The 14,099-nt window shown below is 35.5% G+C and carries 11 protein-coding genes; 7 read left to right on the top strand and 4 right to left on the bottom strand.

Features of this window, described 5'->3' with window-relative positions; genetic code table 11:
- Positions 1-33: 33 nt before the first annotated feature.
- Positions 34-822, bottom strand: a complete 789-nt coding sequence (locus J2Y60_RS21150; protein WP_309923445.1) for a hypothetical protein — start codon at positions 820-822, stop codon at positions 34-36.
- A gap of 173 nt (positions 823-995) precedes the next feature.
- Between J2Y60_RS21150 and J2Y60_RS21145 the strand changes: the two genes are divergently transcribed.
- Positions 996-1,745, top strand: a complete 750-nt coding sequence (locus tag J2Y60_RS21145; RefSeq protein ID WP_309923443.1) for a hypothetical protein — start codon at positions 996-998, stop codon at positions 1,743-1,745.
- Positions 1,746-1,808: 63 nt separating this feature from the next.
- Positions 1,809-2,276, top strand: a complete 468-nt coding sequence (locus J2Y60_RS21140) for an SRPBCC family protein (RefSeq protein ID WP_309923441.1) — start codon at positions 1,809-1,811, stop codon at positions 2,274-2,276.
- 783 nt (positions 2,277-3,059) lie between these two features.
- Here J2Y60_RS21140 and J2Y60_RS21135 read toward each other — a convergent pair.
- Together J2Y60_RS21135 and J2Y60_RS21130 are read right to left on the bottom strand one after the other, a co-directional pair.
- Positions 3,060-4,685 carry a hypothetical protein gene (locus tag J2Y60_RS21135; RefSeq protein WP_309923439.1) on the bottom strand — a complete coding sequence of 542 codons (1,626 nt, stop codon included), beginning with the start codon at positions 4,683-4,685 and terminating at the stop codon, positions 3,060-3,062.
- 130 nt (positions 4,686-4,815) lie between these two features.
- Positions 4,816-6,048: a hypothetical protein gene (locus J2Y60_RS21130; RefSeq protein WP_309923437.1), complete on the bottom strand. Its 1,233-nt coding sequence runs from the start codon at positions 6,046-6,048 to the stop codon at positions 4,816-4,818.
- Positions 6,049-6,435: 387 nt separating this feature from the next.
- On the opposite strand from J2Y60_RS21130, the gene J2Y60_RS21125 reads away from it, so the two are divergent.
- From J2Y60_RS21125 to J2Y60_RS21105, 5 genes are all read left to right on the top strand, one after another.
- A complete protein-coding gene (locus J2Y60_RS21125; protein ID WP_309923434.1) occupies positions 6,436-6,954 on the top strand; it encodes a DUF4494 domain-containing protein in 519 nt (172 codons plus the stop codon).
- A gap of 11 nt (positions 6,955-6,965) precedes the next feature.
- Complete coding sequence (locus tag J2Y60_RS21120) at positions 6,966-8,645, top strand: helix-hairpin-helix domain-containing protein (RefSeq protein ID WP_309923432.1); 1,680 nt, start codon at positions 6,966-6,968, stop codon at positions 8,643-8,645.
- 450 nt (positions 8,646-9,095) lie between these two features.
- Positions 9,096-9,884 (top strand): DUF4595 domain-containing protein, encoded by a 789-nt coding sequence (locus tag J2Y60_RS21115; RefSeq protein ID WP_309923430.1) that lies wholly within the window; start codon positions 9,096-9,098, stop codon positions 9,882-9,884.
- Positions 9,885-10,157: 273 nt separating this feature from the next.
- The gene (locus tag J2Y60_RS21110; RefSeq protein WP_309923428.1) at positions 10,158-12,032 is read left to right on the top strand and encodes a histidine kinase; all 1,875 of its coding nucleotides are present in this window, start codon (positions 10,158-10,160) and stop codon (positions 12,030-12,032) included.
- A gap of 1 nt (position 12,033) precedes the next feature.
- Positions 12,034-12,798, top strand: a complete 765-nt coding sequence (locus tag J2Y60_RS21105; protein WP_309923426.1) for a LytTR family DNA-binding domain-containing protein — start codon at positions 12,034-12,036, stop codon at positions 12,796-12,798.
- Positions 12,799-13,083: 285 nt separating this feature from the next.
- Here J2Y60_RS21105 and J2Y60_RS21100 read toward each other — a convergent pair whose 3' ends face one another.
- Positions 13,084-13,959 (bottom strand): AraC family transcriptional regulator, encoded by an 876-nt coding sequence (locus J2Y60_RS21100; RefSeq protein ID WP_309923423.1) that lies wholly within the window; start codon positions 13,957-13,959, stop codon positions 13,084-13,086.
- Positions 13,960-14,099 lie beyond the last annotated feature (140 nt).

Below are 14,099 nucleotides of genomic sequence, written 5' to 3'. Positions count from 1 at the left end.
AGTATAACTTCTATTTAGTGCGTGAAATGTATATTATTTCTGTTTATTGTAAATTTTTTTGACAAGTCCTGATAAGCAACCTCTACATGTTACCGTTTCAGCGTTTCTACTTTTTATTAGTTTGATTAATTTATAAATGTCTGACGGAATCACATCACCTTGTCGTTCTAACATTTCAAAGCCAGTAACCCCATACACTTGAGTTTCAACGCAAATACTTTTTACCATGTCGGCAAGCTCTGAGGTATTTTCTTCTTCAACCAGCTTTAATATTTTCTCCCCCATTGTAGTTATGGGTGCTCCATCACCACAATACATGGCAAATTCTTCTGACGTTGAAAGCTCAGAGACCAAATTGGCTAAAGTTTTTTTTGATTTATACAATTTATTTCGTTGATTCAAATAATTTAAAGATTGCTCTTTATTGATGCTAGAATAGTAGTAAGAAGATGGTGGGGCATTATCGAATGGGTCAGTACCATGTTTTAATGTCAATACGCAAATGGTGTCATTTTTCTTAAGAATGTTTATTTGATAACTATAAAAATTTAGGGCTATCTCTATTCTTTGGTGCATGTAGCCAACATCTAAATCTCTGTCAAAGCGAATATTGAAGTCACTTCTTGAAGGTATATGTTTTGATTTCAAAGAGTCTAATTTGTAAGTTAGGGTAGAAGATAAAGTTTGTGTTTGTAAAACACTTACAATTTTTAAAGCGTAGCTCTTTGCATCTTGTCCAAAAGATGGCGAGATATACAACATAAATAGTATTAATAAGTATCCAAGCTTTATTCTTGCTGAAAGCATTCGTAGTTTAGCCATTGGCTTATCATTTTAAATGTGAATTTATGATTAATTTAAGTAAATTGTGCAGGAGCTGTGAATCAATAAGTTTCTTTTTCTATAGAATATTTAACTAAATCCATTTTTGAAGCCTGTTGTTTTGTTTATAAGCCAGACTTAAAATTCGTTCATTAACCTATCAATATCTTTCTATGCGTTTATTTAATTTTCTTATTGCCTCAATAATTATTTGTTTAACACTTTGGAATTGTGGTCATAAACAGTCTGAAACTACTGAGCAAGATACAACAATAGTGAATCAGCAAAATAGTACTGATACACTAGCTAAGATATTAGCAATGCCTGATACCAACGAGCATCAAGTAACAACCAAGCACTTTATTTTTACTTTTGAACCATCAACAAAGGATTTTTTTGATAAAACAAACCAAGCAACTAATCTGATTCCTGATAGTACTAAGCTAGAAAAGGTTGGACTAAAATGGTTTGGAAATCTTGCCGACGGAACAAAAAAAAATATTGCTACAAATGATACCACCGAAGGTTTTGATACTTATGCAGTATATGAATTTATAGGAGTTTTAGCAGAGCAATCGCAGTGGGTTTTTCAGGTGAATTTCTACGAGTCGATTGAATACGTATTGATTGATATGCATACAGGAAAACACATGCCTTTGTATGGTTTTCCCGTTGTTTCCCCAGATAAGAAATGGATTATTTCATCAAATGCTGATTTAGTAGCAGGAGAGTCTGAAAATGCGTTTAATCTAATACAAATTACTCCTCAAGGGTTGATTGTTAAAGATGAAGTAACATTAAAAACTAGAGGGATAAATCAGCTTAAATGGATAAACAATACTACTTTAGTAGTAAAAGAAACATTCCTTCAAAACGATGAGGAGTTAATTCGTTATGCTAAATTGTATATTCAGAAAAAATGAGCCTTGTACTGATGGCATGACTCCAAGTCATGCCATCAGTTGAAATATAAATCAACAACTGATATGGGAAAAACAAAAATACCAACAGTAGAAACCCAAATGATGATACGAAAGCCTGTATCGGTAGTGTTTCAAGCATTTATAGACCCTGCCATCACTACTAATTTTTGGTTTACAAAATCTAGTGGGAAATTGGAAGCTGGCAAAACGATTACTTGGGAGTGGGAAATGTACGGTGTTTCGGTAGCGGTTCTTGTAAAAGAAATAATACCTAATACAAAAATAGCTGTCGATTGGGGTGAACCTGCTACCAGTATTGATTACGAGTTTTTAGCGCTAAGCGACGAGACGACATATGTTGTTATTAAAAATTATGGATTTAAACAGACTGGCGACGATTTAATTGAGGTTATTAAAGATAGTACGGGTGGTTTTACCACTGTTTTAGATAGCATGAAGGCCTATTTAGAGCATAATATTAAATTGAACTTGATAGGCGACAAATTTCCAAAAGAAGTTAGAGGACTTTAAGATGTAAGATTTTAGACATAAGACGCTAGAGTTTTTGACATAAGTTTTTAGCTACTAGACTTTTTACTTTAAGGCTTGAAGATTTTAGACATTAGACTTTAAACTTGAAAAAATGCTCCTCCACTTGTTTCGAAGAGCATTTCGAACAGCAATAAACTTCTTGTTGGAAATAAATTGGGAAAGTCAGCTATCTGAAAGCTGATAAACACTATCTATCATCCCTTCGGGATTTTGTCTTAGCACTTTTATTGCTTTCCTATAATCCTTTCACCCTTTTAGGGTTTATTCTCCCATTAATCGAATTGACACTTGAAAGCTGACAACCAATAACTAGAAAAATCCCGAAGGGATGACATGATTATAGCCATTAATGATAATCAATTACGTTAAACCCTGAAAGGGTGATATTGCTCACGAGTTCTAACATCTTTCTATTAGCTGGTGACTTAAGTCCTATCAATTACCCACATCTTTTAAAAAGTTAAAATGAAGAGGTGATTATTGATAAAATTGGTTTGAATAGGTTTAAATCGTCCTTCAAACCGAGCTTTGGTCTTCTCTTGTCATAGCCTGACTACGTGAATTTCTTATCACTAGCGAGGGACTTAAGTCCCTCGCTAGTGATAAGAACATGATTATCAAGTACTTATGGACATATGGGTAATCATTAGGACTTAAGTCACCAGCTAATAGAAAGATGCTTTTACGGATGGGGGTTCGAAGATTAATACATCTAAAGCAAATACCTGATTACCGAAACCCGAAGTCCGATAGCCTTGAACCTTAAATCACCTTCGCATCAAAAGTGCCCGTCAGGATTTTACCATTTCTTTTTACTTGCAACCAAATTCTATAGTTCCCTGCCTGTGGGAATACATAAGGAAAATTTACCGTATTATGATGTTCGCTTTTGTTGTCAGGATGTAACATATTTGGCATCAAAAAATTATCTCTTTCAGCTTCTGACATCACACTCAATTTCGTCATGATTTTATCCACGCTATCTTTAAAAGCTGGTGCTGGCAAGAAAATAGGTTTGCTAGATGTTTCATTCAATCTTTTTTGCATCACAACTACCGACGTTGAAGAAACTGTTCCCGTAGGGTGCAAATGAATATATACCGAACCATCATCTTTGACGACAGCCGCATGCCCCATCATGCCTAAATAAGGTTCAAGCTGTGCTTTTGTTCCGTCTGGACTTACAATACTAAATTTTAAATCATAGAACTGCCCCGTCATCAAAGGCTTTTTAGGGTCAGCTTCCCACACAATACTTGAGCCATCCTGCAATTTAGTTTTTACCCCAGGCGTACCGCAGATGGTTATCTGATCACTTTTGATAGTAGCTTCTTTAGTATTCAACGGATTCGTGATGGCGTAGGCATCATAAGGGTCTTTTAAAGGACTTACAGCCTTACCATTTACAATTTGTTTCGTGATTTCAACCGTATCTGCAATGGTGTATTGCGACCCTTGCAGGCGCATTACATCTGCATACAACAAATACTTCCCCGCAGGCAAGTCGGGCATTTGGGCTTCAAAGTTTAAAGTATCTTTTCTAGTAGGATGCAAATGGGCAAATACATCCATCGTTCCCTTTCTTATTAAAAACAAGTGCATCAGTTTACCGTGGTCAGGAATGGCATAGCTTAGCCAACGTCTTTTGACAGAATTGCTATCAATCTGTAATTTCAATACCGATACGCCGTTTTCTTCTATTACTTTGGTGTTGGCTGTATAAGGTTGGTACAACTCTCTTTTATAGTCGTCCGTCAGTCCGTTCCACCAATTATTGCCCACAAAAAGTAAAACACCACAAAAACTTGCTCCAATTACTGAACCTCTGACTCTTTTTTTAATCGTAGCGTCATTACTACTTTCGCCTACAGCCTGTAAGCTGTCGCTCGTACTGGCTCCGATGATGGTTGTTAGCAGACCCACCAAAAGTAATCCCAAACCTGCCAACATCCAACCTAACGATGGTGACATCTCGCGTTTGGCAGTAGCTATGGCTACAATGGGGACAATCATCGTGCCTTTACCACGGTTGCCCGTAATCTCTACTTGCACACTAGCGGCACCTGAGTTCATCAGCCAAATCTGACCTTCGTAGCGTCCTGCCTGATTGGCTACGGGAAAAGCCTCGTCTGAGCGAGGAGACCCTTCGTCGCCAAACCAGTAATAAATAGGCTTAATATGTACTTTCTCAATATCATTACCATCCGTAATGACAGTTACTTTAGCCGTTCCCGGAATTACGTCTGGCGGTTGTACGTATACTTGCAAGGCATATTTACCCGCATTGCCTTCAAAAACAACACCCGAACTACCGATATGGGCATGACTTCTGTAAGTAATACACAGAGAAAGCAGTAGGAATAAACTGTTTAAAATATTTTTTTTCATAGTGATTTTTTTAAGGCAGGTAAAGTATTAAAGTATGGTTTTTTACATAAACCCCGTAGCGGTATTTTTTCTATTTAAATTGCTACTTAACAAGCTGAAAGCTCATTGCTCACAACTTAAAGCTATAAAGCTACCGCTGCACTTTCTGCATCCATTTACCCCACATTAAACCTACTTTGGCAGATAAAACACCAAGTACCAAAGCCACTCCTCCGCCAGTAGCCCATGCAGATACGCCCGTAGTAACATCCCAAGGAGCAAATTTATAACGATATTGCCAGTCGGCATCACTGCTATACGACCATGCATCTGATTGGAAAAACCAGTTGCGGGCATAAGGAGATTCTAATAAGAAATTACCTGCTGGATATTGGATAATCAAGAAAGTGGCGAGGAAACCAAAGCCCATCAAGACGGCTAATACCCAATCGTCTTGGGTTGCGAATTTCACTTTTAGTATATCAATAACCAATGCAGGAAAAACCAATAATAAAGGGAATGCCGTCGTTTGATAATTAGTAACAGGATTGGCAATTGGTCCTAATAAAGGCTCGGCTGGAAAGATTCTGAGTGTAGCATTGATGGCGATATAATAAACCATATAAATCAAGGCTGCATAAGTAGCACCCCATTTGCTATCAGAAGCACGAGAAAAAGCAATGATTAACATCGGGAACAATGCCGAACCTATTTGATAAAACAAGGCACCGTGCATATTCCATCTGCCCAAAAATTCAAACATAAACGTATAGGCCGTAGCTAATACCATGCCTGCGGTAAAAATAAAAATCCAACGTAAACGATTTATTCGGGCTTTGTTTTGTTCGGTACTTAAACTCGCTATTTTTTCTTTTCTGTTCAAAATCGCTAACACCATAATCATAGCACCGATTTGAATGGCAATCAAACCCAACAATAAGACAGTATGCGGAGGTGAGAAAATCTGAACATCTAGCCCATAAGTATTATGCCACCAGTCGTCAAAAGGAGCAGATGTCCCTGCGGCAAAGCCTCCCCAGATGCAGAGCATTCCTCCTAATGAGCTATAAAAAATACCCCAGAAATTTACCATCTTACCTTTTTCAGAGGCATTGCCCCAGAACGAAGTTTTAAGTACCTGAAAACCAGAGATAATTCCTGCGAAGGCAGCACCGATGTAAATCAGATTGTGTGGGGCAGAGAACAGTCCGTCTCTTCCTATCGTCATGTGCCATGCAATATCCCATAGGATACCACTGATAACCAAGCACGAACAAATAGCAACTACATAGACATATAAAGGAATACCCAAAAGGAGACTAGCAAAACTTGTTTTACTTTGCTGGGTGTGCACAGCAGGATTAAAAACGCTTGTTGATTCCATCTTGTTAAATAAAATTTTGAAGAGACTTTATTGAAAATAGGTAACTAAATTAATGAATAAAACCAAGATAATCAGGGAGTCTGACAAATTGTTTAATATCCTAGATGCCAAAAACTATAAAAGGGTTGCAAGAACTTATTCACAAGCAATTGTATTACTCCAGAAGTCTTGATAGTTTTGTATAGGGAACCTCACCCCCGACCCCTCTCCTTCAGAGAGGGGAGAATATCTATAACTGAATATAAAATATCTTTAGAATATTTTATATTCAGTTACAGGTACAAACTAGATTACTTAGAGTTGTTTACAACTCTAAGTGAAAATCTCCCCTCTCCTTCAGAGAGGGGCCGGGGGTGAGGTTTTGTATATTAATTTAAAAAACAAAATATGGCAACTTGGTATTTAGGTAAAATACGTTACCAACGTGAAGACGAAGCGGGTTCTTTAAAAACAATCAATGAGGCATACTTGGTAGATGCCGTTTCATATACCGAAGCAGAAGCTAGGATGTTTGAAGTAGTAGCAAGTAATACACCTGACTTTCAGTTGATTAATTTGGCTAAAATGAAGTTGAGCGAAGTTTTCTTTGAAGAAAATGGCTCGGAAATCTGGTATAAAGCCAAAGTACAATACATCACTTTCGACGAAAAAACACAAAAAGAAAAGAAAGTACCTCACATGATGTTAATCAATGCCGAAAACCCGAAAGAGGTATACGAGGCTTTGGTGAAAAACTTAGGAAATTTAAACGATTATCTGATTACAGATATTAACATTACTACTATTTTAGAGGTATGTCCGTATGTTCCTGAAAACGAGCTACTGAAAAAAGGTAATTTCAGACCCGTAGCCGAAGTATTGGCAGAACAGGAAAGCCAATTGGCAGATCAAGCGAATCAATCATAAATGAAAGCTTAATGAATAACGAAGAAATTGTCGCCTTACTTGAACTGACGGTAAAGCTGCTTGAATTACACGACGAAAACGAATTCAAAATCAAAAATCTTGGTTTTGCGGTGCGTGCTTTGGATAAAACTACCGAAGATTTACTCAATATGTCGGTAGCTCAATTATCAACCTTGCCAAGTGTTGGGAAAAGTATTGCGACAAAAATTGAGGAAATCGCCCGAACGGGTACTAGCCAAGAGCTTTCTGAATTGTTGGCTCGCACCCCCGAAGGTGTGTTGGAGATGCTCGCTATCAAAGGTATTGGTCCCAAAAAAGTACGGGCGATTTGGAAAGAACTCAATATTACTGATACCCGCGAATTGCTGATAGCTTGTGAAAACGGACACGTAGCAAAATTGAAGGGTTTCGGTGAGAAAATCCAGAATACCATCAAAGAATCTATCTTGTACGCACAGTCGAATACGGGGAAACTTCGGATGGAGAAAGGAGAAGAGTTGGCTCAAGTGTTGTTCGACGAACTAGAAGCACATTTCGAACTGGTGTCAATTGTTGGTGATGTCAGACGCAAAAACGAAATCGTAGAAAGCATTCAGCTAGTAGTGGGGCATGAAAAACCTTGGGAAGTTCAACGATTTATCAATACCTTACCGACGTTACAACAAGACGAAAAAGCATCTTCACCATTTGCTTGGCGAGGACATTTTGAAGGCAAAGGCATTGATATTGAAATATTGATTTGTTCGCCAGTACAGTTTGTTAACCAAGTGTTTATTTATTCGGCTTCGCCCAAACATTTGTCTACTCAGCATTTACTCAAGACGGTTCAAAAAGAAACCTTTGAGTCGGAAGAAGCCATTTATGCCAGTGTGAATGTACCTTATATCATTCCCGAAATGCGTGAGGGCAATTTCGAGTTTGATTGGGTTCAAAAACATCAGAATGAGGAATTGATTACGTGGGATGCTCTAAAGGGTATTTTACACAATCATTCTACCTACTCAGACGGCAGACATACCCTAAAAGAAATGGCAGATTACTGTCGCGAATTGGGGTTTGAATATTTAGGTATCGCCGACCACTCTAAAACGGCATCTTATGCCAAAGGGCTTTCGGAGGAAAGGATTTTTGAGCAACATGCCGAAATAGACCGCCTGAATCAGCAATATGCTTTGATGACCGACCGCCCTTTTAAAATCTTGAAAGGGATTGAGTCTGATATTTTGGGCGATGGTTCTTTAGACTATCCCGATGATGTACTCCAAAGCTTTGATTATATCGTGGCTTCTATCCATCAAAACCTAAAAATGACGGAAGAAAAAGCGATGTCGAGGCTAATAGCGGCGATCGAAAATCCTTATACTACCATCTTGGGACACCCGACGGGCAGACTGTTGTTATCAAGAGCAGGTTATCCTGTAGATTATCAGAAGATGATAGATGCCTGTGCTGCCAACAATGTAGTGATAGAAATCAATGCTAGTCCGTATCGGTTAGATTTAGATTGGCGGTGGATACAATATGCCTTAGAAAAAGGTGTAAAACTATCCATCAATCCCGATGCCCATGAAAAAGAGGGGTATTTTGATATGCACTATGGCGTAGCCGTAGCCCGTAAAGGGGGACTAACTACTGATATGACGTTTAATACATTGAGTTTGCAAGAAATTGAGGCTTATTTGAAGAAGTAGGGAGCTTTCAGCTATCGGTCGTCGGCTTTCGGTATTATTGTACTTCGAGATATTTCCCAAGTTTGGCGTAGTCTTCTACTACGTCAGTACTTAGGGCATTCTTAAGAATGCAATTCCGTCCAATTATTATTTATGAATTAAGAAGTAGCAAGTTTGTAACCTCTTGCTTTGTGGTTTATAAAACCACAATGACTACAGTCCAGCATCTTAGATGCGGACTAACAGGAAAGCATTAAGCAAAGCATCACTTCTCTTTATATGAAGTATTTCTTTTGAAAAGTAAATAATTTAAAAGTTCAAGCCACAAGCTTGAACCAGTAAGTGTCTTATTCCTATCAATTTAATTGTTTAGAGGAAGGACTGAAGGAGACTTAGGAAGTGATTTGATAAATTTCCAAGGATTAATATTAATTTCTATACGAAAACACTATAAATTAAACATTAAGAATTATGAACAAAAAACATTTACTACCTGTCTTTTTTGTATTGCTATTCAGTTGTAAAAAAGAGGTAGACCCTGCAAATTCTTGTTATGTTACATCAGTTAAAGATGAAGCTAAAGATATAACTGCAACTATAAATTATGATAAACAAGGAAAGATTTCAGGTATAATTAGGATGCAAGGAACATTTAAATTAGAGAAAGATACAGTCATTTATTCGGGCAATAAAATAACAGTAAATTCTACTCCTTACAACTACTCTGAATATGTGAAATCTACTTGGACTTTAAATAGTGCTTCACAGGTTGCCAATTTATCTACTTTTGATGTTTATAGTAAAGAGTCGAGGAGCTACAGTTTTCAATATAACAGTGATGGATATTTGATTAAATTCATATCAGGTGTTTTTCAATATGACGTAACTTACGATTCAGGAAATCCTATAAAAATTACATCCAAAAGAACAGATTTTGTTAATACGCCAGAATTAAGTTATGAGATGGAATATTATACAGATAAAATTAATTTGGAGCAACCTAATTTTCAAAAATCACCTATAGTATTCAATTTTCTTGATGAACGTAACTTTGGTTTTTTCTCTGAAGATATTTGGTTTATTTATAATTTGGGAAAAAAATCAAAAAATCTCATTAAAACTCTTAAAAGGTATAATTCAGGAGGGTATTTAGGTTCAACTTTTAATTTTACTTATGAGTCTGATGGTGATAAATTGAAAAGAAGGTTAATGACTGGGACATCATCAAATAATTCAACATTTGCATATAAATGTGAGTAACTAATTTTAGTTTTTCCCCCGCTGGTCTAAGTGTTTTTTAGTGAAGTAAGAAAGTTAACATTAAAGCAATTAAAATAGTTTTGCTAAAAATCCAACACATCGACAAGCCCTTTTGGTTACCATTTAAACCCAAAAACGCCACAAAGTTTTTTCTTTGTGGCGTTTTTGGGTTTAAATGCAGTTTACATCTCTATTTTGCAGTTTACAAGAAACTTGTTTTTGCCAAACAACTATTATAGTTCTTTTGTGGTATAAACATTTAAATTTACTACCATGAAAAAATTACGCTACTTATTAGTCTTCCTTATTTTGGGAACGACTTGTTTTTCTCAAGACCATGAAAAACTTCCTACAAAACCTTGGAAAGAGATTGTTGAAATGAATAATGATTATCAACAAATAACAAAATGGGACACCGATATCTATGTTAGTTTAGAAGGGAATTACACAGCAGAAGATTCGATAACTATCGGTAATATTTTAAAGAAATTAGATGCTTTGACAGAAACTATTTCAATCCAATTTTCAAAATCAGAGAAACCAAATTTTAAAATTAAATTTTTAGATACTGTTCTAAAAGAAGGTAATAGTTACACAACAAGCCGTTTTGGTTATCAAGGTCAAGGTTATTCAAGTTGCGAGCTTTATATTTATAAAATAGATGAAGGAGATACAGATTTAGATATTAGAAAATCTTTGGAATCACGTATAGCCAAAGCATTAGTTGGAGGAACTTTTGCCTATCCACTCATAGAAGAAAAAAGAAACAGCATCTTTAATCTAATGATTGCATTATCAAATAGTAAAATCCCTTTGAATGATGAAGACAAGGCAATCATTGAAGAAGTCTATAAAAAAGGTTTCGAAGAAAAACTGGCAAAAGCACAAAATCAATTTAAAGATAGTGTCATAAAAAAGATAGAAGAGGGTAGAATTTTACGTAGAGACGGTTCTTTATGGTGGGTAAAAAACCCAGTAGCTATTATATTTTTACCTGCGCTAATTTTAGTATTATTAGGGCTGTTTTTTATTCATAAAATTAATAAATCAATCAATATTAAAATCAAGAAAGATTGGCTTCAGTTTGGTATTGTAGCCGCTATAGCCTTGCTATTCGCAGATATAATAATTGTATTATATAATTATTTGTATGATTTTTTAACAATACCAGTTGAATACCAATATACGCGTATTATCATAAAAGACTCAATCTTATCCACCTCTTTATTGCTGGCAATTTTATTCCCTTTTCTTTATTTGTTTCGTTTTATTGAGTTGAAAATTCAAAAAACAGTAAAGAACTTATTTGCTAAGACTGGATTAATCTTTTTATCAACGGGATTTTTACCTTTTGGATGTTTTTTAATTTTCTTTTTTATCTTTAACAATGCACTTAGTGACCAAGAAAATTACTTATTTGGTAAATACCAACAAAATTATTTAGCTTTATCTCAAGTATTTTTATTTTTAATGGCAATTGCATCGCTCAGAGCATTAATAGGCTACTTTCTTTTTAAAGAAAGAAATTTAATGATAGAAAATGAAACTAAGTTAGCTAACCTAAGAGAACTAAAAGCGAAAGCAGAATTAAAATCGTTACAATCCCAAATAAATCCCCATTTCCTGTACAATTCTTTAAACTCCATTGCCAGTTTAGCACCAATAGATGCCCAGAAAACCCAAAAAATGGCTCATTCATTATCAGATTTGTTTAAATACTCCATCAACCGAAAAGATAAAAAAACGAGTACTGTTCATGATGAAATTGAAATGGTGAAAACCTATTTAGACATAGAGAAAATTCGTTTTGGTGAGCGTTTGCAATTTACTGTAGCAGTAGATAAAGATTTAGAAAACCATGAAATACCTTTATTTTTAATACAGCCATTAGTGGAGAATGCTGTCAAGCACGGTATTTCAAGAAATGAAGGTATGGGTAGAATTGATTTAAAAATTGCGAAAGAACAAAATGAGATTAAAATTTCGGTAAGTGATAATGGTCCTGGCTTTCCAGAAGGTTTATTAAGCGGTCATGGTTTACAAACGGTTTTTGATTTATTACGATTAACCTATGGAGACAAAGCCACTTTAAATTGGACAAATACACCCGAAAAAATGATTATTATTACAATTCCTGAATCTATATAATATGAACAAACGCTATTCTACCATCATTATTGACGATGAAGCACCTGCCAGATTAGGCTTGCAAAATTTACTAAAAGAATTCCCTGAAACTTTTGATGTAGTTGGCACAGCACAAAACGGAACGGAAGCACAACAAAAAATAGAAGCATTAAATCCTGATATTATTTTTTTAGACATTGAAATGCCTGGCTGTACTGGTTTTGAATTATTAGCACGTTTAAAAACTATTCCAATGGTTATTTTTTGTACGGCCTACGACCAATATTCTTTAGAGGCTTTTGAAACCAACAGTATCGATTATTTAGTTAAACCTGTTAAATTAGAACGTATTGAAAAAACCGTTCAGAAATTAAAAAGTTTTCATATCAAAAGTTCTTCCGATGAAATTTTAAGAGTTTTAAAAGAGATTACCAATAGAAAAGAACATAAAAAAATGACTTCTATCACGGTTAAAAAAAACGATAAAATTATTTTTATAAAACTGGAAGATGTATCTTTTTTTGAAGCTGATAGTAATTACACAGCCATCCATTCGGAACTAGGAACATTTTTAAGTACAGAAACTATTGCAAGCTTAGAAAACAAACTGCCAGATAATTTTTTACGCATTCATAGAGGAATAATTCTTAACAAAGATTATATCAAAGAAGCCCAGAAATATTTCAACAGTAAATACATCATTACCTTAAATGATACTAAAAACACAAATATTACTTCTGGAAGAAGTTACTCAGAAAGTATAAAAATTAATCTTGGGTTTTATTAATAATAAATACACCTGCTTGCGTACTGCGTCAGGTATTCTTAGAATGCAACTTTGCTATTCGAAATGTTCCGAAGGGCATTTCGAATAGCGAGTAGATGTTCGTAGCTGAGTACTAGTGACGCTTTGCTTGATACTTTCAAATCTCACATCTTTTTAACCCACAGATTTTCGCTGATTTGATACGCTGATTTACAGAGATTTTTAGATTAGCACAACTAAAATCTTGTGCCTTCCGTCTAAAGTCTTGTGTCTAGAGTCTTGTGTCTTCCGTCCTCTAGTCTAAATCTACAAAAACCCCATTCTCCAACTCTGATTTCTATATTCTCCGGGTGTCAGTCCTGTAATTCTTTTAAAAATCCTTGAGAAATATTGTAGGTTATCAAAGCCTGTATCCAACGCAATATCGCTCATTTGTTTATTGGTCGTAGTGATAAGGTATTGTGCCCGTTCAATGCGTTTTTCAAGAATATACTTGATAGGGCTTTTACCCAAACTCTGATGAAATATTCTTGAAAAATAATCTACGTTCAAATTGGCACGATTGGCTAGATGACTGACAGTAAGCGGTTGATTGATATTTAGTTGAATATAGCTGATAGCATCCATTACCACTGACGGAGTAACATCTATTTGATTGTATTTGAAAGCAGGCGGAGCAAGGAATCGTGCAATCAATTGAAACAAAATTCCTTGGGTTTCATAGCGAATTGAAATGCTTTGTAGGTTGTTCAATTGCTGATATTCCTTATAGAAAATATCCTTTTCATACACCTTCGGGTTGTCGGATCTGTTGATGCCTCGTCCGGGATTAATGGTTAGAATCCGATGAAAATTAGCAATATCTGTCGCAGTTACCTCTAGCTCCATCACTGTTCTGGAATGCGTAAAGAGCGACAAGCCATCTGGGGATTCTTCAAAAAATTGGATAAAATATTGGCTCAGAAAATTGTTACAAGTAAGGTTACATAATGTAAAACTAGGGATAAGGTATAGATGTCCCGCTTTTAAGTGAATAGTGGTCTCAGCGTTTGAAATCGTACCCTCTCCCCCATCGATATAATATAAACGATAATAGGGACTAATTACATTATTAAAGTTCCAGCTAGCATCTAGTTTAACATAGTCTACATTTAGTAAAGAAAAATAGTTTCTAATTAACATCTTCGCTTATACACTTTAGATTTAGAAGCTGTTTAAACTTTCCCTTTCGGGTTAAACTAAGTCTTTTAGAATAGCTTGTTCCAAAATTTTCTCAACGTAGCGATGCTATGCTTCGCAAATTTTGAAAAAATCAATTCAAA

The sequence above is a fragment of the Arcicella sp. BE140 genome, from assembly GCF_031456255.1.
Lineage (GTDB): Bacteria > Bacteroidota > Bacteroidia > Cytophagales > Spirosomataceae > Arcicella > Arcicella aquatica.
Note: the sequence above shows the minus strand (reverse complement) of the source record. Positions and strands in the feature narration are given on the sequence as shown.